Origin of the sequence: Pseudomonas sp. PDM32, assembly GCF_019219225.1 — a bacterium.
GTDB lineage: Bacteria > Pseudomonadota > Gammaproteobacteria > Pseudomonadales > Pseudomonadaceae > Aquipseudomonas > Aquipseudomonas laurylsulfatiphila.
Map to the genome: position 1 here is coordinate 1 of NZ_JAHUWE010000018.1, position 24,638 is coordinate 24,638.

Annotated in this window: 26 protein-coding genes and 4 tRNA genes; all 30 read left to right on the forward strand. The window is 55.7% G+C overall.

Going from position 1 to position 24,638, the window contains the following annotated elements:
• Nucleotides 1–214: 214 nt before the first annotated feature.
• The 30 genes from birA to rpsQ all read left to right on the forward strand — a co-directional run bounded on the left by birA (nt 215) and on the right by rpsQ (nt 24,620).
• A complete protein-coding gene (birA, locus tag KW846_RS27445) occupies nt 215–1,174 on the forward strand; it encodes a bifunctional biotin--[acetyl-CoA-carboxylase] ligase/biotin operon repressor BirA (protein ID WP_116582925.1) in 960 nt (319 codons plus the stop codon).
• On the forward strand, nt 1,164–1,913 hold the full coding sequence (locus KW846_RS27450) for a pantothenate kinase (protein ID WP_116582924.1): 750 nt from the start codon (nt 1,164–1,166) through the stop codon (nt 1,911–1,913). The genes birA and KW846_RS27450 overlap by 11 nt, the downstream gene beginning before the upstream one ends.
• Before the next feature lie 7 nt (nt 1,914–1,920).
• Complete coding sequence (locus tag KW846_RS27455; protein ID WP_116582923.1) at nt 1,921–2,358, forward strand: hypothetical protein; 438 nt, start codon at nt 1,921–1,923, stop codon at nt 2,356–2,358.
• A gap of 142 nt (nt 2,359–2,500) precedes the next feature.
• Nucleotides 2,501–2,585 (forward strand) — tRNA-Tyr (locus KW846_RS27460).
• A gap of 24 nt (nt 2,586–2,609) precedes the next feature.
• Nucleotides 2,610–2,683, forward strand: a tRNA-Gly gene (locus KW846_RS27465).
• A 26-nt stretch (nt 2,684–2,709) separates the two neighbouring features.
• Nucleotides 2,710–2,785, forward strand: a tRNA-Thr gene (locus KW846_RS27470).
• 173 nt (nt 2,786–2,958) lie between these two features.
• Nucleotides 2,959–3,034, forward strand: a tRNA-Trp gene (locus tag KW846_RS27475).
• A 45-nt stretch (nt 3,035–3,079) separates the two neighbouring features.
• A complete protein-coding gene (gene secE, locus KW846_RS27480; protein ID WP_102673697.1) occupies nt 3,080–3,448 on the forward strand; it encodes a preprotein translocase subunit SecE in 369 nt (122 codons plus the stop codon).
• A 9-nt stretch (nt 3,449–3,457) separates the two neighbouring features.
• Nucleotides 3,458–3,991, forward strand: a complete 534-nt coding sequence (nusG, locus tag KW846_RS27485) for a transcription termination/antitermination protein NusG (protein WP_007984405.1) — start codon at nt 3,458–3,460, stop codon at nt 3,989–3,991.
• A 117-nt stretch (nt 3,992–4,108) separates the two neighbouring features.
• Entirely contained in the window at nt 4,109–4,540 is a 432-nt protein-coding gene (gene rplK, locus KW846_RS27490; RefSeq protein ID WP_007933726.1) for a 50S ribosomal protein L11, read from the forward strand.
• Nucleotides 4,540–5,235 (forward strand): 50S ribosomal protein L1, encoded by a 696-nt coding sequence (rplA, locus tag KW846_RS27495; RefSeq protein WP_003186095.1) that lies wholly within the window; start codon nt 4,540–4,542, stop codon nt 5,233–5,235. The genes rplK and rplA overlap by 1 nt, the downstream gene beginning before the upstream one ends.
• 198 nt (nt 5,236–5,433) lie before the next feature.
• A complete protein-coding gene (rplJ, locus tag KW846_RS27500; protein WP_007970413.1) occupies nt 5,434–5,934 on the forward strand; it encodes a 50S ribosomal protein L10 in 501 nt (166 codons plus the stop codon).
• Nucleotides 5,935–6,009: 75 nt separating this feature from the next.
• Nucleotides 6,010–6,375 carry a 50S ribosomal protein L7/L12 gene (gene rplL / locus KW846_RS27505; RefSeq protein ID WP_007970414.1) on the forward strand — a complete coding sequence of 122 codons (366 nt, stop codon included), beginning with the start codon at nt 6,010–6,012 and terminating at the stop codon, nt 6,373–6,375.
• A gap of 220 nt (nt 6,376–6,595) precedes the next feature.
• On the forward strand, nt 6,596–10,669 hold the full coding sequence (gene rpoB, locus KW846_RS27510) for a DNA-directed RNA polymerase subunit beta (RefSeq protein WP_007970415.1): 4,074 nt from the start codon (nt 6,596–6,598) through the stop codon (nt 10,667–10,669).
• 64 nt (nt 10,670–10,733) lie between these two features.
• Nucleotides 10,734–14,933, forward strand: coding sequence for a DNA-directed RNA polymerase subunit beta' (rpoC, locus tag KW846_RS27515; protein ID WP_007970416.1), 4,200 nt, complete (start codon nt 10,734–10,736; stop codon nt 14,931–14,933).
• 216 nt (nt 14,934–15,149) lie between these two features.
• Nucleotides 15,150–15,521, forward strand: coding sequence for a 30S ribosomal protein S12 (rpsL, locus tag KW846_RS27520; protein WP_003186084.1), 372 nt, complete (start codon nt 15,150–15,152; stop codon nt 15,519–15,521).
• A 108-nt stretch (nt 15,522–15,629) separates the two neighbouring features.
• The gene (gene rpsG / locus KW846_RS27525) at nt 15,630–16,103 is read left to right on the forward strand and encodes a 30S ribosomal protein S7 (protein ID WP_007970418.1); all 474 of its coding nucleotides are present in this window, start codon (nt 15,630–15,632) and stop codon (nt 16,101–16,103) included.
• Nucleotides 16,104–16,133: 30 nt separating this feature from the next.
• Nucleotides 16,134–18,239, forward strand: a complete 2,106-nt coding sequence (gene fusA, locus KW846_RS27530; RefSeq protein WP_057400627.1) for an elongation factor G — start codon at nt 16,134–16,136, stop codon at nt 18,237–18,239.
• 30 nt (nt 18,240–18,269) lie between these two features.
• Complete coding sequence (gene tuf, locus KW846_RS27535) at nt 18,270–19,463, forward strand: elongation factor Tu (RefSeq protein WP_007970421.1); 1,194 nt, start codon at nt 18,270–18,272, stop codon at nt 19,461–19,463.
• Between the two features lie 157 nt (nt 19,464–19,620).
• Nucleotides 19,621–19,932, forward strand: coding sequence for a 30S ribosomal protein S10 (gene rpsJ, locus KW846_RS27540; protein WP_003186070.1), 312 nt, complete (start codon nt 19,621–19,623; stop codon nt 19,930–19,932).
• Between the two features lie 80 nt (nt 19,933–20,012).
• Nucleotides 20,013–20,648 carry a 50S ribosomal protein L3 gene (gene rplC / locus KW846_RS27545; protein WP_003186059.1) on the forward strand — a complete coding sequence of 212 codons (636 nt, stop codon included), beginning with the start codon at nt 20,013–20,015 and terminating at the stop codon, nt 20,646–20,648.
• A gap of 12 nt (nt 20,649–20,660) precedes the next feature.
• Nucleotides 20,661–21,263, forward strand: coding sequence for a 50S ribosomal protein L4 (gene rplD / locus KW846_RS27550; RefSeq protein WP_003228735.1), 603 nt, complete (start codon nt 20,661–20,663; stop codon nt 21,261–21,263).
• Complete coding sequence (gene rplW, locus KW846_RS27555; RefSeq protein WP_002555488.1) at nt 21,260–21,559, forward strand: 50S ribosomal protein L23; 300 nt, start codon at nt 21,260–21,262, stop codon at nt 21,557–21,559. The genes rplD and rplW overlap by 4 nt, the downstream gene beginning before the upstream one ends.
• 14 nt (nt 21,560–21,573) lie before the next feature.
• Entirely contained in the window at nt 21,574–22,398 is an 825-nt protein-coding gene (gene rplB, locus KW846_RS27560; RefSeq protein ID WP_008018194.1) for a 50S ribosomal protein L2, read from the forward strand.
• 16 nt (nt 22,399–22,414) lie between these two features.
• Nucleotides 22,415–22,690 carry a 30S ribosomal protein S19 gene (gene rpsS / locus KW846_RS27565; RefSeq protein ID WP_002555486.1) on the forward strand — a complete coding sequence of 92 codons (276 nt, stop codon included), beginning with the start codon at nt 22,415–22,417 and terminating at the stop codon, nt 22,688–22,690.
• 11 nt (nt 22,691–22,701) lie between these two features.
• Nucleotides 22,702–23,034, forward strand: coding sequence for a 50S ribosomal protein L22 (gene rplV, locus KW846_RS27570; RefSeq protein WP_003103908.1), 333 nt, complete (start codon nt 22,702–22,704; stop codon nt 23,032–23,034).
• Between the two features lie 13 nt (nt 23,035–23,047).
• On the forward strand, nt 23,048–23,734 hold the full coding sequence (gene rpsC, locus KW846_RS27575; protein ID WP_007970424.1) for a 30S ribosomal protein S3: 687 nt from the start codon (nt 23,048–23,050) through the stop codon (nt 23,732–23,734).
• A 12-nt stretch (nt 23,735–23,746) separates the two neighbouring features.
• Nucleotides 23,747–24,160 (forward strand): 50S ribosomal protein L16, encoded by a 414-nt coding sequence (gene rplP, locus KW846_RS27580; protein ID WP_003228729.1) that lies wholly within the window; start codon nt 23,747–23,749, stop codon nt 24,158–24,160.
• The gene (rpmC, locus tag KW846_RS27585) at nt 24,160–24,351 is read left to right on the forward strand and encodes a 50S ribosomal protein L29 (RefSeq protein WP_002555481.1); all 192 of its coding nucleotides are present in this window, start codon (nt 24,160–24,162) and stop codon (nt 24,349–24,351) included. Before rplP ends, rpmC begins: the two co-directional genes overlap by 1 nt.
• Before the next feature lie 2 nt (nt 24,352–24,353).
• Nucleotides 24,354–24,620 (forward strand): 30S ribosomal protein S17, encoded by a 267-nt coding sequence (gene rpsQ / locus KW846_RS27590; RefSeq protein WP_003176419.1) that lies wholly within the window; start codon nt 24,354–24,356, stop codon nt 24,618–24,620.
• Nucleotides 24,621–24,638: the final 18 nt, after the last annotated feature.

Here is a 24,638-nt window from a genome sequence, read left to right on the forward strand (position 1 = left end):
TCCCGAACTCAGAAGTGAAACGATGCATCGCCGATGGTAGTGTGGGGTTTCCCCATGTGAGAGTAGGTCATCGTCAAGATTAAATTCCGAAACCCCAATTGCGAAAGCAGTTGGGGTTTTGTTTTTGTCCGCAGAAAAGTCACGGCTACTGGATTTCTATGCAATAGCTCGGCGCGTAGCTATCATGCGGGCCTCATTGTGAGGCGAGACCTGCATGCTGACGTTGTTAAAGCTTCTTAAAGATGGCCGATTCCATTCGGGTGAAGCATTGGGTGCTGCCCTGGGCGTCAGTCGTAGCGCCGTGTGGAAGCAGCTTCAGCATTTAGAAGCTGAGCTGGGATTGTCCATTCATAAAGTTCGTGGGCGCGGCTATCAATTGTCCGCGCCATTGGCGCTGCTCGATCCTTCGGAGATCACTGCTCGGGCGATTTCCTGCGACTGGCCCGTCCAGGTTTACGACTCAATCGATTCTACGAACGCCGAGGCGCTGCGTGCCATAGAGCGGGGGCAGGCTGCGCCCTTTCTTGTGCTCTCGGAGCGGCAGACGGCCGGGCGCGGGCGACGGGGTCGCAAATGGGTCAGTCCCTTCGCTGAAAACGTCTATTACAGCCTGGTACTGCGCATTGATGGTGGCATGCGCCAGTTGGAGGGGTTGAGTCTCGTCGTCGGGCTCGCTGTTTTGCAGACGTTGCGTGAGCTGGGTATTGCAGCCGCTGGATTGAAGTGGCCCAACGATGTTCTGGTGGGTCAGAAAAAGATCGCAGGAATATTGCTCGAGCTGGTCGGTGACCCTGCTGATGTGTGCCACGTGGTTCTGGGGGTGGGAATCAATGTGAACATGCAGTCCGCTGACGAGGTGGACCAGCAATGGACATCCATGCGGCTCGAATCGGGCAAGTTGTTTGATCGCAACCAATTGGTCGCCATGTTGGGGGAGATGCTGCAGCGATACCTGGCTCGTCATCAAGCGGGTGGTTTTTTGGCCATACAGTCGGAGTGGGAGCAAAATCACCTGTGGCAAGGGCGAAGCGTGTCGTTGATTGCCGGTGTCAATCAAATTGATGGTGAAGTGCTTGGTATTGATGGCCAAGGTGCACTGCGCCTGAAGGTGGATGGTGTGGAGAAAGTCTTCAGTGGTGGTGAGTTGAGCCTGAGGTTGCGTGATGATTCTTGAGCTCGATTGTGGGAATAGTTTCATCAAGTGGCGCGTGCTTGCGGCGAATGCCGGGCAGGTGCTTGGTGAGGGGGTTGTCGATTCCAATCTCGCATTGCTTGAGGGGTTGGGGGAGCTCAAGGGGCTTGCCCTCACTTTTTGCCGGCTGGTGAGCGTCAGGACGGCGGAAGAGACCGGTGCGCTGACGTCATTGCTGAAGGATACCTTTGATGTGCCGATAGTTTGCGCGGCGCCTGCTCGCGAAATGTCAGGCGTACGCAACGGTTATGAAGAGTTTGAGCGGCTGGGTCTGGATCGCTGGCTTGCAATGCTTGGAGGCTTTCATCTGGCTTCAGGTGCGTGCCTGGTGCTCGACTTCGGTACGGCCGTGACTGCGGACTTTATCGCTTCTGATGGAGAGCACCTGGGTGGTTTCATCTGTCCGGGCATGCCGTTGATGCGCAACCAGTTGCGTACCCATACGCGCAAAATTCGTTACGGAGATCTGGCGGCGGAGCAGGCTCTGGAGAGTCTTGTCCCGGGTCGTGCGACTGTCGAGGCTGTCGAGCGTGGTTGTTTGCTGATGTTGCGCGGCTTCGTAATGACTCAGCTCGAGTTGGCGCGCAGCTACTGGGGTGAGAACTTTGTCGTATTCCTCACCGGGGGGGATGCGAGCCTGGTTTCTGAGGTCGTGCCTCGGGCCAGGGTGGTTCCGGACTTGGTGTTTGTCGGATTGGCCATGGCCTGTCCCTTGTCCTGAGGTTTTTATGCGTTGGTTGTTTCTGCTGCTGCTTGTCCTCAATGGCTTTTACTACATCTGGCATCAACAAGAGGCTCCACTGCGCGCGAAGGATGTCACGCCTTTGAGTCTGTATCGCGGGTCTCAGCAGGATATACGCCTGTTGAGCGAGGCGGGTGACGCCTCCAAAGACAAGGCTAAAGCTGTCTCGCCAGACAATGGCTGCCTTTATCTGGGGGGATATACGCGCCAGGACGCCGCGCAGGCGGTTGAGCGGCGGTTGAGCGGGATGGAGGTCAAATACCAATCCCTGCCCAGAGGCTCGGAAAGCGCAGGGTATTGGGTGCGTATTGCGCCGGAAAGCCGGCGTTGGCTGGACGATCTGCAGCTGCAAAACCTTTCTAAAGAATTCAATGAGTTAAAACATAAAATAATGCCGTGCGAGGGGGTTGCGCCCACTGAGTAGTTTGCATAGAATGGCGCCCGCTCCACAGCGAACACCGGAAACGGTTAGCGATGTGAAGCGAGGTCAACGCAGCTAACCTCAAGATTTAATTGAGAAAATGCTTGACAGAAGGCTGGCATGATGTAGAATGCCGGCTCGCTTAGGAGGGGTTCCCGAGCGGCCAAAGGGATCAGACTGTAAATCTGACGTCTACGACTTCGAAGGTTCGAATCCTTCCCCCTCCACCATTTTTAGCGAGAGCTGTAAGCCTCGCGGGTATAGTTTAGTGGTAGAACCTCAGCCTTCCAAGCTGATGATGCGGGTTCGATTCCCGCTACCCGCTCCAAGTTTACAGGTTTTGCACAGTGTTACGCTCTTGTAGCTCAGTTGGTAGAGCACACCCTTGGTAAGGGTGAGGTCAGCGGTTCAAATCCGCTCAAGAGCTCCATATAACAAGGCAGATATGAAAATATCTGCCTTTGTTTTAGGTGGTTGTGGTTGCGCCTCGTTGTGTTTTCGGGGTTGCCGGTGTCTCAGATGCTGGTGTTGCAGTCGGGATTGCCTGGTAAGTGTTGTAAAGTCTTTTTCGGGTCGGCATAATGGTCGGCCTGATTTTGTTTTAGGTCAGTAGCTCAATTGGCAGAGCGACGGTCTCCAAAACCGTAGGTTGGGGGTTCGATTCCCTCCTGACCTGCCAGATTCACCTGGTGTGTCTGGCTTTCTTTTCACAGGATCTTCATAGATGACTCCTAAAGCTGAAGCTCAAGGCTCTCGTTTCGACCTCCTCAAGTGGCTTGTAGTAGTCGCTCTGGTGGTTGTTGGCGTTGTTGGCAATCAGTACTTTTCTGCTTCGCCGATCCTGTACCGCGTACTCGCATTGCTTGCCATTGCTGCTGTAGCTGCCTTTGTAGGCCTGCAGACGGCCAAGGGCAAGTCTTTCTTTGTACTGGTTAAGGAAGCTCGCACCGAGATTCGTAAAGTCGTTTGGCCAACTCGCCAAGAAACCACGCAGACCACCCTGATTGTGGTGGCTGTTGTTCTGGTTATGGCGTTGCTGTTGTGGGGGCTTGATTCCCTGCTCGGCTGGCTTGTTTCCTTGATTGTCGGCTAAGGGTGTCCCGTGGCTAAGCGTTGGTATGTTGTGCATGCTTACTCCGGTTACGAGAAGCATGTAATGCGCTCGCTGATCGAGCGCGTAAAGCTGGCCGGTATGGAAGACGGCTTCGGCGAAATTCTGGTTCCCACTGAAGAAGTGGTTGAAATGCGTAATGGCCAGAAACGCAAAAGCGAACGCAAATTCTTCCCTGGCTACGTGCTGGTGCAGATGGATATGAATGAGGGTACTTGGCACTTGGTCAAGGATACTCCTCGGGTGATGGGTTTCATTGGCGGTACCGCCGACAAGCCTGCACCGATCACCGATAAGGAAGCAGAAGCGATTCTGCGCCGCGTTGCTGACGGTAGCGACAAGCCGAAGCCGAAGACGTTGTTCGAGCCGGGCGAGTCGGTACGTGTCAATGACGGTCCATTCGCGGACTTTACCGGTGTTGTTGAAGAAGTTAACTACGAAAAGAGCCGGATTCAGGTCGCAGTGCTCATTTTCGGTCGCTCTACTCCGGTGGAGCTCGAGTTCAGCCAGGTCGAAAAGGTCTAGCTGAGCAACAATCCCAACCCCGCAGCCGTAGGCTGTGGGGTTTTGTCGTCACTGGGATAAACGCGCAAGTAACCGGGGAGCCTCTCGAGGCGTTCGAACCCGTAATTGGAGTGCCTCATGGCCAAGAAGATTACCGCTTACATCAAGCTGCAAGTGAAGGCCGCTCAGGCTAACCCGAGCCCACCTGTTGGTCCTGCTCTGGGTCAGCACGGCGTGAACATCATGGAATTCTGCAAGGCTTTCAACGCCCGTACCCAGGGTCTTGAGCCAGGTCTGCCGACTCCAGTGATCATCACTGTCTACAGCGACCGTAGCTTCACTTTCGAAACCAAATCCACCCCTGCTTCGGTTCTGCTGAAGAAGGCGGCCGGTCTGACCAGCGGTTCCGCTCGTCCGAACACCGTTAAGGTTGGCACCGTAACTCGTGCTCAGCTGGAAGAAATCGCGAAAACCAAAAACGCGGATCTGACTGCAGCTGATATGGAAGCAGCCGTGCGTACCATCGCCGGTTCTGCTCGTAGCATGGGCCTTAACGTGGAGGGTGTGTAATGGCTAAGCTGACCAAGCGTCAAAAGGCTATCGCCGGCAAAATCGAAGCAGGCAAGGCCTACAACTTTGTAGACGCTGCTGCCCTGCTGGCCGAGCTGTCGACTGTCAAGTTCAGCGAGTCGTTCGACGTAGCTGTAAACTTGGGCGTTGACCCGCGTAAATCCGACCAGGTCGTTCGTAGCGCTACCGTGCTGCCACACGGCACTGGCAAGACCGTTCGCGTTGCTGTGTTCACCCAGGGTCCAGCTGCTGAAGCCGCTCTGGCTGCCGGCGCTGACCGTGTAGGCATGGACGACCTGGCTGCCGAAATGAAAGGCGGCGACCTGAACTATGACGTAGTGATCGCATCCCCGGATGCAATGCGCGTTGTAGGTCAGTTGGGTCAGATCCTCGGTCCACGTGGCCTGATGCCTAACCCTAAAGTCGGCACCGTAACTCCAGACGTAGCTACCGCGGTTAAAAACGCCAAGGCTGGTCAGGTTCGTTATCGCACCGACAAAAACGGCATCATCCACACTTCCGTTGGCAAGATCGGCTTCGACGCCGTCAAGTTGAAGGAAAACGTTGAAGCCCTGATCGCTGATCTGAAGCGTATCAAGCCAGCTTCCTCGAAAGGCATCTACGTCAAGCGCGTTACCCTGAGCACCACTATGGGCCCAGGTCTGGTTATCGACCAGAGCTCGCTCGACGCGTAAGACACAAATTGGTGCAAGCGATTGCGCCAATTGAAAAATTGGGGTCCCTGCCTGGCGGGGGCTATCCAAGACCGTAGGCGACGCAAGTCTTAAACCACAAGCCTACGCAGATGGTGCTCCCGGTTCCTTACCGAATCAGACACCAAAACGACATCCGGTTTCGACCAGATGAAACGGTAACAAGCAGGAGTTAAACCCGTGGCAATTAAACTCGAAGACAAGAAGGCCATCGTCGCTGAAGTCAACGAGGCTGCCAAAGTCGCTCTGTCCGCTGTCGTGGCTGATGCCCGTGGCGTAACAGTAGGCGCGATGACCGGACTCCGTAAAGAGGCTCGTGAAGCTGGCGTTTACGTACGTGTTGTACGTAACACCCTGCTCAAGCGCGCTGTTGCTGACACTGAATTCAGTGTCCTCAACGACGTGTTCACCGGCCCTACCCTGATTGCGTTCTCCAAGGAACATCCAGGCGCTGCTGCCCGGATCTTCAAGGAATTCGCAAAGGGTCAGGACAAGTTCGAGATCAAGGCAGCTGCGTTCGAGGGCAAGTTCCTCGCAGCTAACCAAATCGACGTACTGGCAACTCTGCCGACCCGTGACGAAGCAATTTCTCAGCTGATGAGCGTGATTCAAGGCGCTACCAGCAAGTTGGCTCGTACTCTGGCGGCAATTCGCGACCAGAAAGAAGCTGCTGCAGCCTAAGGCTCGTCAACTTCTCGCGTTTTTTGTTTTTTTCGATGGTCGCGTAGGCCGTCCCCAATATCAGGAATTAGATTCATGTCTATCTCTCAGAACGATATCCTTGAAGCAGTTGGCAACATGTCCGTAATGGAAGTTGTTGAGCTGATCAAAGCTTTCGAAGAAAAATTCGGTGTTACCGCTGCTGCTGCATCGGCTGGTCCAGCTGTTGCTGCTGCCGTTGCTGAAGAGCAAACCGAATTCAACGTCATGCTGACCGAAGCTGGCGAGAAGAAAGTTAACGTGATCAAGGCTGTACGTGAACTGACCGGTCTGGGCTTGAAAGAAGCCAAGGCTGTAGTTGACGGCGCACCTGCCATGGTTCTGGAAGCTGTTGCCAAAGATGCAGCTGACAAAGCCAAAGCAGCTCTGGAAGAAGCAGGCGCTAAAGTCGAGCTGAAGTAAGCATCGACTTTGCTCCTCCAGCCCGAGCGTTAAGCGACAGGCTGATGGCTGGTGGCTCTTGCCACCGGCCTTTTTCCGTTATTGGCAGCCGACTGGGTCGGTGCCGATAACGTGCTGTAACCACCCGATGCGGTGGCGCAAACCATGGGGTTTGCACGATTTTCTGGCTGCTCCCGTCGGGAGGGGCCAAACAAGCAGGTGACCAAGCTGGGGAACGCTGATGGCTTACTCATATACTGAGAAAAAACGTATCCGCAAGGACTTTAGCAAGTTGCCGGACGTCATGGATGTGCCGTACCTCCTGGCCATCCAGCTGGATTCGTATCGTGAATTCTTGCAAGCGGGAGCGACTAAAGATCAGTTCCGCGACGTGGGCCTGCATGCGGCCTTCAAATCCGTTTTCCCGATCATCAGCTACTCCGGCAATGCTGCGCTGGAGTACGTCGGATATCGTCTGGGCGAACCGGCATTTGATGTCAAAGAATGCGTATTGCGCGGTGTAACTTACGCCGTACCTTTGCGGGTAAAAGTGCGCCTGATCATTTTCGACAAAGAATCGTCGAACAAAGCGATCAAGGACATCAAAGAGCAAGAAGTCTACATGGGTGAAATCCCCCTGATGACTGAAAACGGTACCTTCGTAATCAACGGTACCGAGCGTGTAATCGTTTCCCAGCTGCACCGTTCCCCGGGCGTGTTCTTCGACCACGACCGTGGCAAGACGCACAGCTCCGGTAAACTGCTGTACTCCGCGCGCATCATTCCTTACCGCGGTTCGTGGCTGGACTTCGAGTTCGACCCGAAAGACTGCGTATTCGTGCGTATCGACCGTCGTCGCAAGCTGCCTGCATCGGTACTGCTGCGCGCGCTCGGCTATACCACCGAAGAAGTGCTGGACGCGTTCTACACCACCAACGTATTCCACGTGAAGGGCGAGACCCTGAGCCTGGAACTGGTGCCTCAGCGCCTGCGCGGTGAAATCGCTGTCCTCGATATTCAGGATGACAAAGGCAAGGTTATTGTCGAGCAGGGTCGTCGTATCACCGCTCGCCACATCAACCAGCTGGAAAAAGCCGGGATCAAAGAGCTGGATGTGCCTCTCGACTACGTCCTGGGCCGCACAACCGCCAAGGTCATCGTGCATCCGGCTACCGGCGAAATCCTGGCAGAGTGCAACACCGAGCTGAACACCGAGATCCTGGCAAAAATCGCCAAGGCCGGCGTTGTTCGCATCGAAACTCTGTACACCAACGATATCGACTGCGGTCCGTTCGTCTCCGACACCTTGAAGATCGACTCCACCAGCAACCAACTGGAAGCACTGGTCGAGATCTATCGCATGATGCGTCCTGGCGAGCCGCCAACCAAGGACGCTGCCGAGACCCTGTTCAACAACCTGTTCTTCAGCCCTGAGCGCTATGACCTGTCTGCGGTCGGCCGGATGAAGTTCAACCGTCGTATCGGTCGCACCGAGATCGAAGGTTCGGGCGTGCTGTGCAAGGAAGACATCGTCGCGGTACTGAAGACCCTGGTCGACATCCGTAACGGTAAAGGCATCGTCGATGACATCGACCACCTGGGTAACCGTCGTGTTCGCTGCGTAGGCGAAATGGCCGAGAACCAGTTCCGCGTTGGCCTGGTACGTGTTGAGCGTGCGGTCAAAGAGCGTCTGTCGATGGCTGAAAGCGAAGGCCTGATGCCGCAAGACCTGATCAACGCCAAGCCAGTGGCTGCGGCAGTGAAAGAGTTCTTCGGTTCCAGCCAGCTGTCCCAGTTCATGGACCAGAACAACCCGCTGTCCGAGATCACCCACAAGCGCCGTGTTTCTGCACTCGGCCCTGGCGGTCTGACTCGTGAGCGTGCCGGCTTTGAAGTTCGTGACGTACACCCGACTCACTACGGTCGTGTATGCCCGATTGAAACGCCGGAAGGTCCGAACATCGGTCTGATCAACTCCCTGGCCGCTTATGCGCGCACCAACCAGTACGGCTTCCTCGAGAGCCCGTACCGCGTGGTGAAAGACGCTCTGGTCACCGACGAGATCGTGTTCCTGTCCGCCATCGAAGAAGCTGATCACGTGATCGCTCAGGCTTCGGCCACGATGAACGACAAGAAAGTCCTGATCGACGAGCTGGTAGCTGTTCGTCACTTGAACGAATTCACCGTCAAGGCGCCGGAAGACGTCACCTTGATGGACGTATCGCCGAAGCAGGTAGTTTCGGTTGCTGCGTCGCTGATTCCGTTCCTCGAGCACGACGACGCCAACCGTGCGTTGATGGGTTCGAACATGCAGCGTCAAGCTGTACCGACCCTGCGCGCTGACAAGCCGCTGGTAGGTACCGGCATGGAGCGTAACGTAGCCCGTGACTCCGGCGTATGCGTCGTGGCTCGTCGTGGCGGCGTGATCGACTCCGTCGACGCCAGCCGAATCGTGGTTCGTGTTGCCGATGACGAAGTTGAAACCGGTGAAGCCGGTGTCGACATCTACAACCTGACCAAATACACCCGCTCCAACCAGAACACCTGCATCAACCAGCGTCCGCTGGTGCGTAAGGGTGATCGGGTTCAGCGCAGCGACATCATGGCCGACGGTCCGTCCACCGACATGGGTGAACTGGCTCTGGGTCAGAACATGCGCATCGCGTTCATGGCATGGAACGGCTTCAACTTCGAAGACTCCATCTGCCTGTCCGAGCGTGTGGTTCAGGAAGACCGCTTCACCACGATCCACATTCAGGAACTGACCTGTGTGGCGCGTGACACCAAGCTTGGCCCAGAGGAAATCACTGCAGACATCCCGAACGTGGGTGAAGCTGCACTGAACAAGCTGGACGAAGCCGGTATCGTTTACGTAGGTGCTGAAGTTGGCGCTGGCGACATCCTGGTGGGTAAGGTCACTCCGAAAGGCGAGACCCAGCTGACTCCGGAAGAAAAACTGCTGCGTGCGATCTTCGGTGAAAAAGCCAGCGACGTTAAAGACACCTCCCTGCGTGTGCCTACCGGTACCAAAGGTACTGTCATCGACGTACAGGTCTTCACCCGTGACGGCGTTGAGCGTGATGCTCGTGCACTGTCGATCGAGAAGTCCCAGCTGGACGAGATCCGCAAGGACCTGAACGAAGAGTTCCGTATCGTTGAAGGTGCTACTTTCGAACGTCTGCGTTCCGCTCTGGTCGGCCACAAAGCCGAAGGCGGCGCCGGTCTGAAGAAAGGCCAGGACATCACCGACGAAGTTCTCGACGGTCTTGAACACGGCCAGTGGTTCAAACTGCGCATGGCTGAAGATGCTCTGAACGAGCAGCTCGAGAAGGCTCAGGCCTACATCGTTGATCGTCGCCGTCTGCTGGACGACAAGTTCGAAGACAAGAAGCGCAAACTGCAGCAAGGCGATGACCTGGCTCCAGGCGTGCTGAAAATCGTCAAGGTCTACCTGGCAATCCGTCGTCGCATCCAGCCGGGCGACAAGATGGCCGGTCGTCACGGTAACAAGGGTGTGGTCTCCGTGATCATGCCGGTTGAAGACATGCCGCACGATGCCAATGGCACCCCGGTCGACGTCGTCCTCAACCCGTTGGGCGTACCTTCGCGTATGAACGTTGGTCAGATCCTCGAAACCCACCTGGGCCTCGCGGCCAAAGGTCTGGGCGAGAAGATCAACCGCATGATCGAAGAGCAGCGTAAAGTTGCCGAGCTGCGTAAATTCCTGCACGAGATCTACAACGAGATCGGCGGTCGTCAGGAAAGCCTCGATGACTTCTCGGACCAGGAAATCCTGGACCTGGCTCAAAACCTGCGCGGCGGCGTGCCGATGGCCACTCCGGTGTTCGACGGTGCCAAGGAAAGCGAAATCAAGGCCATGCTGAAACTGGCGGACTTGCCAGAAAGCGGCCAGATGCAGCTGACCGACGGCCGTACCGGCAACAAGTTCGAGCGCCCGGTCACCGTTGGCTACATGTACATGCTGAAGCTGAACCACTTGGTAGACGACAAGATGCACGCGCGTTCTACCGGTTCGTACAGCCTGGTTACCCAGCAGCCGCTGGGTGGTAAGGCGCAGTTCGGTGGTCAGCGTTTCGGGGAGATGGAGGTCTGGGCACTGGAAGCATACGGTGCCGCTTACACTCTGCAAGAAATGCTCACAGTGAAGTCGGACGATGTGAACGGCCGTACCAAGATGTACAAAAACATCGTGGATGGCGATCACCGTATGGAGCCGGGCATGCCCGAGTCCTTCAACGTGTTGATCAAGGAAATTCGTTCCCTCGGCATCGATATCGATCTGGAAACCGAATAACACGTGACGCGAATCGAGAGCGGGGCAGGATTGCCCGCTCTCTGCTCCGCCAGGAGGAAAGGCCTTGAAAGACCTACTGAATTTGCTGAAAAACCAGGGTCAAGTCGAAGAGTTCGACGCCATCCGTATCGGATTGGCATCGCCTGAGATGATCCGTTCGTGGTCGTTCGGTGAAGTTAAAAAGCCGGAAACCATCAACTACCGTACGTTCAAACCTGAGCGTGACGGCCTGTTCTGCGCCAAGATCTTTGGCCCGGTAAAGGATTACGAGTGCCTGTGCGGTAAGTACAAGCGCTTGAAGCACCGCGGTGTGATCTGCGAGAAGTGCGGCGTTGAAGTCGCGCTGGCAAAAGTTCGTCGTGAGCGCATGGCGCACATCGAACTGGCCTCGCCGGTTGCCCACATCTGGTTCCTGAAATCGCTGCCGTCCCGTATCGGCTTGCTGATGGACATGACCCTGCGTGATATCGAACGCGTTCTCTACTTCGAGAGCTACGTCGTTATCGACCCAGGCATGACCACCCTTGAAAAAGGTCAGCTGCTGAACGACGAGCAGTACTTCGAAGCGCTGGAAGAGTTCGGCGACGATTTCGATGCCCGCATGGGTGCCGAAGCTGTCCGCGAACTGCTGCACGCTATCGACCTGGAACACGAGATTGGCCGTCTGCGTGAAGAAATTCCGCAAACCAACTCCGAAACCAAGATCAAGAAGCTGTCCAAGCGTCTGAAGTTGATGGAAGCCTTCCAGGGTTCCGGCAACCTGCCAGAGTGGATGGTGCTGACCGTTCTGCCGGTTCTGCCGCCAGATCTGCGTCCACTGGTCCCGCTGGATGGCGGTCGTTTCGCGACTTCCGACCTCAACGATCTGTATCGTCGAGTGATCAACCGTAACAACCGTTTGAAGCGCCTGCTGGATCTGTCCGCTCCGGACATCATCGTGCGCAACGAAAAGCGTATGTTGCAGGAAGCCGTCGACGCATTGCTCGACAACGGTCGTCGTGGTCGCGCTATCACAGGTTCCAACAAGCGTCCTCTGAAATCCCTGGCTGACATGATCAAGGGTAAGCAGGGTCGTTTCCGTCAGAACTTGCTCGGTAAGCGTGTTGACTACTCCGGTCGTTCGGTAATTACCGTAGGTCCGACCCTGCGTCTGCACCAGTGCGGTCTGCCGAAGAAGATGGCTCTCGAGCTGTTCAAGCCGTTCATTTTCGGCAAGCTGGAAATGCGTGGTCTCGCGACCACCATCAAAGCTGCCAAGAAGATGGTCGAGCGCGAGCTGCCGGAGGTTTGGGACGTTCTCGCTGAAGTGATTCGCGAACACCCGGTTCTTCTCAACCGTGCACCGACCCTTCACCGTCTGGGTATCCAGGCGTTTGAACCGGTACTGATCGAAGGTAAGGCTATCCAGCTGCACCCGCTGGTCTGCGCCGCGTACAACGCCGACTTCGACGGCGACCAAATGGCCGTGCACGTACCGCTGACGCTGGAAGCCCAGCTGGAAGCGCGTGCGTTGATGATGTCGACCAACAACATTCTGTCGCCAGCCAACGGTGAGCCAATCATCGTTCCGTCGCAGGACGTTGTATTGGGTCTGTACTACATGACGCGTGAAGCGATCAACGCCAAGGGCGAAGGTCGTGTATTCGCGGATCTGCAGGAAGTTGACCGTGTGTTCCGTGCCGGCGAAGCCGCACTGCACGCCAAGGTTAAAGTCCGGATCAACGAAACCGTCAACGACCGTGACGGCGGCAGCGTGACCAACACCCGTATCGTCGACACCACTGTCGGCCGTGCGCTGTTGTTCCAGGTTGTGCCAAAAGGTCTGTCGTACGACGTCGTCAACCTGCCGATGAAGAAAAAGGCGATCTCCAAGCTGATCAACCAGTGCTACCGCGTGGTTGGTCTGAAAGAGACCGTTATCTTCGCTGACCAGTTGATGTACACCGGTTTTGCCTATTCGACCATCTCCGGCGTTTCCATCGGTGTTAACGACTTCGTTATCCCGGATGAAAAAGCCCGCATCATCGGTGCAGCCACCGACGAAGTGAAAGAGATCGAGAGCCAGTACGCCTCCGGCCTGGTAACCCAGGGCGAGAAGTACAACAAAGTGATCGACCTTTGGTCCAAGGCGAACGACGAAGTTTCCAAGGCGATGATGGCCAACCTCTCGAAAGAGAAAGTCATCGACCGCCATGGCGTCGAAGTCGACCAGGAATCGTTCAACTCGATGTACATGATGGCCGACTCGGGTGCGCGGGGTTCCGCAGCACAGATTCGTCAGCTCGCCGGTATGCGTGGCCTGATGGCCAAGCCGGATGGCTCCATCATTGAAACGCCGATTACTGCGAACTTCCGTGAAGGTTTGAGCGTACTTCAGTACTTCATCTCCACTCACGGTGCTCGTAAAGGTCTGGCGGATACCGCGTTGAAAACGGCGAACTCGGGCTACCTGACTCGTCGTCTGGTAGACGTGGCGCAGGATCTGGTTGTAACCGAGATCGATTGCGGCACCGAACACGGTCTGCTGATGACTCCGCACATTGAAGGCGGTGACGTTGTAGAGCCATTGGGTGAGCGCGTATTGGGTCGTGTTATTGCCCGTGACGTATTCAAGCCGGGTACCGAGGACGTCATCGTTCCTGCTGGCACCCTGGTAGACGAGAAGTGGGTCGAGTTCATCGAGCTGAACAGCATCGACGAAGTGATCGTGCGTTCGCCGATCAGCTGCGAAACCCGCTACGGCATTTGCGCCAAGTGCTACGGCCGTGACCTGGCTCGTGGTCACCAGGTGAACATTGGTGAAGCGGTTGGCGTTATCGCTGCCCAGTCCATCGGTGAGCCGGGTACCCAGCTGACGATGCGTACGTTCCACATCGGTGGTGCGGCAAGCCGGACCTCCGCAGCCGACAGCGTTCAGGTGAAGAATGGCGGTACCGTCCGTCTGCACAACCTGAAGCACGTAGAGCGAGTGGACGGTCACCTGGTTGCCGTGTCCCGTTCCGGTGAGCTGGCCATCGCTGATGACTTCGGTCGTGAGCGTGAGCGTTACAAGCTGCCGTACGGTGCCGTGATTTCGGTCAAAGAAGGTGACAAGGTCGACGCTGGCGCCATCGTGGCCAAGTGGGATCCGCACACTCACCCGATCGTTACCGAAATGAAAGGTACCGTGACCTACGTGGGCATGGAAGAAGGCATCACGATCAAGCGTCAGACTGACGAATTGACCGGTATGACCAACATTGAAGTACTCGACGCCAAAGATCGTCCAGCTGCCGGTAAGGACATCCGTCCAGCCGTTAAGATGGTCGACGACAACGGCAAGGATCTGTTGCTGCCAGGCACTGACGTTATCGCTCAGTACTTCCTGCCAGCCAACGCCCTGGTCGGTGTAGCGGACGGTGCGAAGATTGCGATCGGTGATGTTATCGCTCGTATTCCGCAAGAAACTTCGAAGACCCGTGACATCACCGGTGGTCTGCCGCGTGTTGCCGACCTGTTCGAAGCCCGTCGTCCGAAAGAAGCGTCGATTCTGGCTGAAGTCAGCGGCACCATCGCGTTCGGTAAAGAGACCAAGGGCAAGCGCCGTCTGGTCATTACCCCGAACGACGGTAGCGATCCGTACGAAGAGCTGATTCCGAAGTGGCGTCACCTGAACGTGTTCGAAGGCGAACAGGTAAACCGCGGCGAAGTTATCTCCGACGGTCCGAGCGATCCACACGACATCCTGCGTCTGCTGGGTGTGAGTGCGCTGGCCAAGTACATCGTTAACGAGATCCAGGACGTTTACCGTCTGCAAGGCGTGAAGATCAACGACAAGCACATCGAGACCATCCTGCGTCAGATGCTGCGTAAAGTTGAAATCGCTGAATCCGGCGATTCCAGTTTCATCAAGGGCGACCAGATGGAACTGACTCACGTACTGGTAGAGAACGAGCGCCTGGCGACTGAAGACAAGTTTGTCTCCAAGTTCACTCGTGTACTGCTGGGTATCACCAAGGCGTCGTTGTCCACCGAATCGTTCATCTCGGCGGCTTCCTTCCAGGAAACCACCCGCGTACTGACCGAAGCGGCGGTAACCGGCAAGCGCGATTACCTGCGCGGCCTGAAAGAAAACGTGGTCGTGGGTCGTCTGATCCCGGCTGGTACCGGTCTGGCTTATCACAGCGAGCGTAAGCGTCGCCGTGATGCAGACAAACCGTTGCGCGTAAGCGCCAGTGAAGTGGAAGCTGCACTGACCGAAGCGCTGAACTCGAGCGGTAACTGAGTTCTGCGGTAAATGAGTGTGAGGCCCTGGTCACTCCGTTCATCGAATCGAGACAAATTGTCGAGATTGGATGGGCGGGGAGGGCGGGGCCTTGCCTTGACTGGGGGCAAGATCCTCTTTAGACTCTTGTACCCCTAAATTTGGCGGGAACTCGTTCCTGCCATTTTGCTTTTCTTGCAAGACAATAGCGTCGCAAGACAACAGTGGAGCTAGTAGATGGCAACTATCAACCAGCTGGTACGTCAGCCGCGTAAGCGTATCGTCGAGAAATCCGACGTGCCTGCGCTGCAGAACTGCCCGCAACGCCGTGGCGTGTGCACCCGTGTGTACACCACCACGCCGAAAAAACCTAACTCGGCACTGCGTAAAGTATGCCGTGTGCGTCTGACCAACGGTTTCGAGGTTTCCTCGTACATCGGTGGTGAAGGCCACAACCTGCAAGAGCACAGCGTGGTACTGATCCGCGGCGGTCGTGTAAAAGACTTGCCAGGTGTTCGTTACCACACCGTTCGCGGTTCGTTGGATACTTCCGGTGTTAAAGGTCGTAACCAGGGTCGTTCGAAGTACGGTACCAAGCGTCCGAAGTAATCGGCCGTTTTGCAGTTATTCATTTTATTGAGTCGATAAGAGTAAGGTCGGGCACGTATCCACTGGATCTGTCCCGGGCTAACCTGAAGACCGTTTGAGGGCTTATCAATGCCAAGACGTCGCGTAGCAGCCAAGCGTGAGATTCTGGACGATCCGAAATACGGAAGCCAAATCCTCGCCAAATTCATGAACCACGTAATGGAAAGCGGCAAGAAAGCCGTTGCCGAGCGTATCGTTTATGGTGCCCTGGATACCGTGAAGGCTCGTAAGGCCGGCACCGATCCCCTGGAACTCTTCGAAAAAGCACTCGACGCCATCGCTCCGCTGGTCGAAGTGAAGTCGCGCCGCGTTGGTGGTGCTACTTACCAGGTTCCGGTCGAGGTTCGTCCTTCCCGTCGTAACGCTCTGGCAATGCGCTGGTTGGTAGACTTCGCTCGCAAGCGCGGCGAGAAGTCTATGGCTCTGCGTTTGGCTGGCGAACTGTTGGACGCCGCCGAAGGTAAAGGTGCTGCAGTTAAGAAGCGTGAAGACGTGCACCGTATGGCTGAAGCCAACAAGGCTTTCTCGCACTACCGCTTCTAATTCTAGCGTCACTCATTTTGCGAGGGCTTTATGGCTCGTACTACACCGATTAATCGCTACCGTAACATCGGTATCGTTGCTCACGTGGATGCTGGTAAAACCACCACCACCGAGCGCGTCCTTTTTTACACTGGCAAAAGCCACAAGATGGGCGAAGTGCATGACGGCGCTGCGACCACTGACTGGATGGTTCAGGAGCAGGAGCGTGGTATTACCATTACTTCTGCTGCCATTACCGCCTTCTGGCAGGGTTCGGCCAAGCAGCACAAAGATCAATACCGCTTCAACGTCATCGATACCCCGGGCCACGTAGACTTCACCATTGAGGTTGAACGTTCCCTGCGTGTACTCGACGGCGCGGTCGTTGTGTTCTGCGGCACCTCCGGCGTTGAGCCTCAGTCCGAAACCGTATGGCGTCAAGCCAACAAGTACGGCGTTCCACGTATCGTTTACGTGAACAAGATGGACCGTGCCGGTGCGAACTTCCTGCGCGTGATCGCTCAGATCAAGCAGCGTCTGGGTCACACTCCGGTGCCTATCCAGCTGGCTATCGGTTCCGAAGACAACTTCCAGGGTCAGATCGATCTGATGACCATGGAAGCCGTTTACTGGAACGATGCCGACAAGGGTATGACTCCTCGTCGTGAAGCCATCCCTGCTGAACTGCAGGAGCTGGCTGAAGAGTGGCGCAACAACATGGTTGAGGCTGCGGCCGAAGCTAGCGAAGAGCTGATGAACAAGTACCTCGAAGGGGAAGAGCTCTCCATCGAGGAAATCAAGGGTGCTCTGCGTCAGCGTACTATCGCTGGTGAGATCGTTCTGGCTGTTTGCGGTTCTTCCTTCAAGAACAAGGGCGTTCCCCTGGTTCTCGACGCCGTTATCGACTACCTGCCTGCACCAACTGACATTCCTGCCATCAAGGGTACTGACCCGGATGACGAGGAAAAGCAGATGGAGCGTCATGCAGACGACAACGAGCCGTTCTCGGCTCTGGCGTTCAAGATCGCTACCGACCCATTCGTGGGTACCTTGACCTTCGTCCGCGTTTACTCGGGCGTGTTGGCCTCCGGCGACGGCGTGATCAACTCGGTCAAAGGCAAGAAAGAGCGCGTGGGTCGTATGGTGCAGATGCACGCAAACGCCCGTGAAGAGATCAAGGAAGTACGCGCTGGCGACATCGCGGCCCTGATCGGCATGAAGGACGTCACCACTGGTGAAACCTTGTGCAACGCTGACAAGCCAATCATCCTGGTTCGCATGGACTTCCCGGAGCCGGTTATTTCGGTTGCCGTTGAGCCTAAGACCAAGGATGACCAGGAAAAAATGGGTATCGCTCTGGGCAAGCTTGCTCAGGAAGACCCGTCTTTCCGCGTCAAGACTGATGAAGAGACTGGTCAAACGATCATCTCTGGCATGGGCGAGCTGCACCTGGACATCCTGGTTGACCGGATGCGCCGTGAGTTCAACGTCGAAGCCAACATCGGTAAGCCTCAGGTTTCCTATCGTGAACGCATCACGAAGAACTGCGAAATCGAAGGCAAGTTCGTTCGTCAATCCGGTGGTCGTGGCCAGTTCGGCCATTGCTGGATCCGTTTTGCTCCTGCTGACGAAGGTCAGGAAGGTCTGCAATTCGTGAACGAAGTAGTGGGTGGTGTGGTTCCTAAGGAATACATCCCGGCTATCCAGAAGGGTATCGAAGAGCAGATGAAGAACGGCGTAGTTGCCGGCTATCCGCTGATCGGCCTGAAGGCTACCGTGTTTGATGGTTCTTACCACGACGTCGACTCCAACGAGATGGCGTTTAAGGTGGCTGCTTCCATGGCGACCAAGCAACTGGCCCAGAAGGGCGGTGGTGAGTTGCTCGAGCCGATCATGGCGGTAGAGGTTGTTACGCCTGAAGACTATATGGGTGACGTGATGGGCGACCTCAATCGTCGTCGCGGCATGATTCTGGGTATGGAAGACACGGTTTCCGGTAAGGTGATCCGTGCTGAAGTTCCGTTGGGCGAGATGTTCGGTTATGCGACCGACGTTCGTTCGATGTCCCAGGGTCGCGCAAGCTACTCTATGGAATTCAAAAAATACAATACGGCTCCGTCGCACATCGTCGAAACCGTTACCAAAAAACAAGGCTGATTCAGTCCTTTAGGCAAGGAGTTAATTGTCGTGGCTAAAGAAAAATTTGATCGTTCCCTACCGCACGTCAACGTTGGCACCATCGGTCACGTTGACCACGGTAAAACCACTCTGACCGCAGCTCTGACTCGCGTTTGCTCCGAAGTTTTCGGTTCCGCAATCGTTGAATTTGACAAGATCGACAGCGCGCCAGAAGAAAAAGCTCGTGGTATCACCATCAACACCGCGCACGTCGAGTACAACTCGAACATTCGTCACTACGCTCACGTTGACTGCCCAGGTCACGCTGACTACGTGAAGAACATGATCACCGGTGCTGCCCAGATGGACGGCGCGATCCTGGTTTGCTCGGCCGCTGATGGTCCGATGCCACAAACCCGTGAGCACATCCTGCTGTCTCGTCAGGTAGGCGTTCCGTACATCGTGGTTTTCCTGAACAAGGCTGACCTGGTAGACGACGCTGAGCTGCTGGAACTGGTAGAGATGGAAGTGCGCGATCTGCTGAGCACTTACGACTTCCCAGGCGACGACACTCCAATCATCATTGGTTCGGCCCGTATGGCGCTGGAAGGCAAAGATGACAACGAGATGGGCACCACTGCCGTCAAGAAACTGGTAGAAACTCTGGACACCTACATCCCAGAGCCAGAGCGTGCTATCGACAAGCCGTTCCTGATGCCAATCGAAGACGTATTCTCGATCTCCGGTCGCGGTACTGTTGTGACTGGTCGTATCGAGCGCGGTATCGTTCGCGTACAGGATCCACTGGAAATCGTTGGTCTGCGTGACACCACTGTCACCACCTGCACCGGTGTTGAAATGTTCCGTAAGCTGCTCGACGAAGGTCGTGCTGGCGAGAACTGCGGCGTTCTGCTGCGTGGCACCAAGCGTGACGACGTTGAGCGTGGTCAGGTTCTGGTTAAGCCGGGTTCGGTTAAGCCGCACACCAAGTTCACCGCAGAAGTTTACGTTCTGAGCAAGGAAGAAGGCGGTCGTCACACTCCGTTCTTCAAAGGCTACCGTCCACAGTTCTACTTCCGTACTACTGACGTGACTGGTAACTGCGAGCTGCCAGAAGGCGTTGAAATGGTAATGCCAGGTGACAACATTCAGATGACTGTTACCCTGATCAAAACCATCGCGATGGAAGACGGTCTGCGTTTCGCTATCCGTGAAGGCGGTCGTACCGTCGGCGCTGGCGTCGTAGCCAAAATCATCGAGTAAGCATCTCTTTTGAGATAGCTTCGATGCTTTGAAAAGCCCCCGCTCAGCGGGGGCTTTTTTATTGGGTTGACACCTATCTGGGGCGTCTATAGAATTGCGCCTCCTTTTAACGGGCGTATTGCGCCCGGTGGGAATAGCAGCCGGAGTCTGAAATCCAATGCAAAATCAGCAAATCCGTATCAGGTTGAAGGCTTTCGACCATCGCCTGATCGACCAATCAACCCAGGAAATCGTGGAAACCGCGAAACGTACTGGTGCTCAAGTGCGTGGTCCAATTCCACTGCCTACCCGTAAAGAGCGGTTCACCGTTCTGGTCTCCCCGCACGTCAACAAAGACGCGCGTGACCAGTACGAGATCCGTACTCATAAGCGCGTTCTGGACATCGTCCAGCCAACGGATAAAACCGTTGATGCTCTTATGAAGCTTGATCTTGCGGCCGGTGTGGAAGTGCAGATCAGCCTCGGCTAAGACTCGGTCTTAGTCGTGTAACGCTCTGAAATGGGCGGCCATAGCGGGTGAAAGCCCCGTACACTCATGAGGTTTACAACATGACTATTGGTGTAGTCGGTCGTAAATGCGGTATGACCCGTATTTTCACCGAAGAAGGTGTCTCCATTCCGGTCACGGTCATTGAGATCGAGCCGAATCGCGTCACCCAGTTCAAAACTGAAGAGACCGATGGCTATCGTGCAGTGCAAGTCACTGTCGGCGAGCGTCGTGCTTCGCGTGTAACAGCAGCTCAGGCTGGCCACTTCGCTAAGGCGAACGTTGCCGCTGGTCGTACCGTAATGGAATTCCGCCTTGAAGAAGGCGAGTACCAGGCCGGCGATCTGATCAATGCTGAAATCTTCGCCGCTGGTCAACTGGTTGATGTAACCGGTCAGTCCAAGGGTAAAGGCTTCCAGGGTACGATCAAGCGTTGGAATTTCCGCGGGCAAGATAACACCCACGGTAACTCCGTATCCCACCGCGTTCCAGGCTCTATCGGCCAGTGCCAGACTCCTGGTCGTGTATTCAAGGGCAAAAAAATGTCCGGTCATATGGGCGCTGAGCGCGTGACCGTGCAGTCCCTCGAAGTAGTGCGCGTGGACGCTGAACGCAATCTGTTGTTGGTCAAGGGCGCTGTTCCTGGCGCTACTGGCGGCAACTTGGTTGTACGTCCAGCAGCCAAGGCTCGCGGTTAAGGGGAAGCTGACATGCAATTAAATGTAAATGACGCTCAAGCGATCGAAGTTTCCGAACTGACATTTGGCGGCGAATTCAACGAGACGCTGGTTCACCAAGCAGTCGTGGCCTACATGGCCGGCGGCCGTCAGGGTTCCAAGCAGCAAAAGACCCGTTCCGACGTTCGTGGTGGCGGCAAGCGCCCATGGCGTCAGAAAGGTACTGGCCGTGCTCGTGCCGGTACTATCCGTAGCCCAATCTGGCGTGGCGGCGGTACCACTTTCGCAGCTCGTCCTCAGGATCACTCCCAGAAGCTGAACAAGAAGATGTATCGCGCAGCAATGCGTTCCATCCTTGCTGAGCTGGTGCGTACTGATCGTCTGGTCGTGGTTCAGGATTTCGCCGTTGAAACGCCGAAAACCAAAGACCTGCTGGGCAAGCTGAACAACATGAGCCTGACCGACGTTCTGATCGTGTCGGACGCTGTTGATCAGAACCTGTACCTGGCTGCTCGTAACCTGCCACACGTAGATGTACGTGACGTGCAAGGTTCCGATCCAGTTAGTCTGATCGCATACGACAAGGTGTTGATCACCGTGTCGGCCGTGAAGAAATTCGAGGAGCTGCTGGGATGAACCAGGAACGCGTATTTAAAGTTCTGCTTGGCCCGCACGTTTCCGAGAAGGCTACGGTTCTGGCAGACAAGAAAGGCCAGTTCGTTTTCAAGGTTGCTACTGACGCAACCAAGCTGGAAATCAAGAAGGCCGTCGAAAGCCTGTTCAGCGTGAAAGTAGAGCGTGTAACTACCCTGAATGTTCTGGGTAAGAGCAAGCGCACTGCTCGCGGTCTGGGCAAGCGTAATGACTGGAAGAAGGCAGTTATCTCCCTTCAGCCAGGCCAAGATCTCGATTTCAGCAGCAGTGCTGAGTAAGGAAGGGGTGCATCATGGCAATCGTTAAATGCAAACCGACTTCCCCTGGCCGCCGTTTTGTGGTCAAGGTGGTCAACCAGGAGCTGCATAAAGGCGCTCCTCACGCACCGCTGCTCGAGAAGAAATCGAAGACTGGTGGTCGTAACAACAATGGCCGTATTACCACTCGTCACATCGGTGGTGGTCATAAGCAGCATTACCGTATGGTCGATTTCCGTCGCAACGACAAAGATGGCATCGTCGCCACTGTCGAGCGTATCGAATACGATCCAAACCGTACTGCTCACATCGCACTGCTCTGCTACGCAGACGGCGAGCGCCGCTACATCATCGCCCCTAAAGGCGTGAGTGCTGGCGACACGCTGATCGCGGGCGCTCTGGCTCCAATCAAGCCAGGCAACGCTCTGCAACTGCGCAACATTCCAGTCGGTTCTACCGTACACGGCATCGAACTGAAACCAGGTAAAGGCGCACAGATCGCTCGTTCCGCTGGTGCTTCGGCTCAGCTGATCGCTCGTGAAGGCGTGTACGTTACCCTGCGTCTGCGTTCCGGTGAAATGCGTAAAGTCCTGGCTGAATGCCGTGCGACCCTGGGCGAAGTCTCGAACTCCGAGCACAGCCTGCGTTCGCTGGGTAAAGCTGGTGCCAAACGCTGGCGTGGCGTTCGCCCAACCGTTCGTGGTGTTGCCATGAACCCGGTTGACCACCCACATGGTGGTGGTGAAGGTCGTACCTCTGGTGGTCGTCATCCGGTATCGCCATGGGGCTTCCCGACTAAGGGCGCGAAGACTCGTGGTAATAAGCGTACCGACAAAATGATCGTCCGTCGTCGCAAGTAAATAGAGGGATACGACAGTGCCACGTTCTCTGAAAAAAGGTCCTTTTATCGATCTTCACCTACTGAAGAAGATCGAAGTGGCGGCGGAAAAGAACGATCGCAAACCGGTGAAAACCTGGTCGCGTCGTTCGATGATCCTGCCACAAATGGTCGGTCTGACCATCGCAGTACACAACGGTCGTCAGCACGTCCCAGTTCTCGTGAACGAAGACATGGTCGGCCACAAACTGGGCGAGTTCGCCGGTACCCGCACTTATCGCGGGCACGTGGCAGACAAGAAAGCCAAGCGTTAAGGGGTTAGGAAATGGAAGTAGCCGCTAAGTTGTCGGGCGCTCGAATCTCCGCCCAGAAAGCCCGCTTGGTCGCCGACCAGATCCGCGGGAAGAAGGTGGGCGAAGCGCTCAACCTGTTGGCTTTCAGCAGTAAGAAAGCCGCCGAGATCATGAAGAAAGTGCTGGAGTCGGCCGTAGCCAACGCCGAGCATAACGAAGGCGCAGACGTTGATGACCTGAAGGTCAGCACCGTTTTCGTCAACGAAGGGCGTTCGCTGAAGCGCATCATGCCACGTGCCAAAGGCCGTGCTGATCGCATCGTCAAGCGGTCTTGCCATATCACTGTCAAGGTTGCTGACAAGTAACGGAGTCGAAGAGATGGGTCAGAAAGTACATCCCATTGGCATTCGCCTGGGAATCGTCAAGGAGCACACCTCCGTCTGGTACGCAGACGGTCGGACTTATGCGGACTATTTGCTCGCAGATCTGAATGTGCGTGAGTACCTCCAAGACAAACTAAAAAGCGCGTCCGTAAGCCGTATCGATATCCATCGTCCGGCCCAAACTGCACGCATCACCATCCACACCGCTCGTCCAGGTATCGTTATCGGGAAGAAAGGTGAAGATGTTGAGAAACTGCGTCAGGACCTGACCAAGCAAATGGGTGTGCCTGTGCACATCAATATCGAAGAGATCCGCAAGCCGGAGCTCGACGGTATGCTGGTTGCGCAGAGCGTAGCTCAGCAGCTGGAGCGTCGCGTAATGTTCCGTCGTGCTATGAAGCGCGCCGTACAGAACGCCATGCGCATTGGTGCCAAAGGCATCAAAATCCAAGTGAGCGGTCGTCTCGGCGGTGCTGAAATCGCACGTACTGAATGGTATCGCGAAGGTCGTGTGCCATTGCACACCCTGCGTGCCGACATCGACTATGCCAACTACGAAGCTCACACCACTTACGGTGTGATCGGTGTAAAGGTTTGGATCTTCAAAGGCGAAGTAATTGGTGGTCGCCAAGAAGAACTGAAACCACAAGCACCAGCGCCTCGTAAAAAAGCTGCTAAGTAAGGGGTACGCCAAATGTTGCAACCAAAGCGTACGAAGTTCCGCAAGCAAATGACTGGTCACAACCGTGGCCTGGCATTGCGCGGTAGCAAAGTCAGCTTCGGCGAGTTCGCGCTGAAGTCTGTTGCTCGTGGTCGTCTCACCGCTCGTCAGATCGAGTCAGCGCGTCGTGCTCTGACCCGTCACGTAAAACGTGGCGGCAAGATCTGGATCCGTGTATTCCCGGACAAGCCGATCTCCAAAAAACCTCTCGAGGTTCGTATGGGTAAAGGTAAGGGTAACGTGGAGTACTGGGTTGCCCAGATTCAGCCAGGCAAAGTCCTGTATGAAATCGAGGGTGTTTCTGAAGAGCTGGCGCGTGAGGCTTTCGCCCTGGCTGCTGCAAAGCTGCCGCTCGCCACCTCCTTTGTTAAACGGACGGTGATGTGATGAAAGCGAATGAACTTCGTGAAAAATCCGCACAGCAGCTGAACGAGCAACTGCTCGGCCTGCTGCGCGACCAGTTCAATCTGCGTATGCAGAAAGCAACTGGCCAGTTGGGGCAGTCTCATCTGCTCTCGCAAGTTAAGCGTGACATCGCTCGCGTGAAGACTGTGCTCAACCAGCAGGCAGGTAAGTAATCATGGCTGAAGCCGAAAAAACTGTCCGTACGCTGACTGGCCGTGTTGTCAGCGACAAGATGGACAAAACCATCACCGTTCTGATCGAGCGTCGCGTTAAGCACCCGATCTACGGTAAATACGTTAAGCGTTCGACTAAGCTGCACGCGCACGACGAAACCAATCAGTGCCACATCGGCGACAAAGTCACTATTCGTGAAACTCGTCCTTTGGCCAAGACCAAGTCTTGGGCGCTGGTTGATGTTCTCGAACGCGCTGTGGAAGTCTAAGGACTAGGGGTCGGAGAA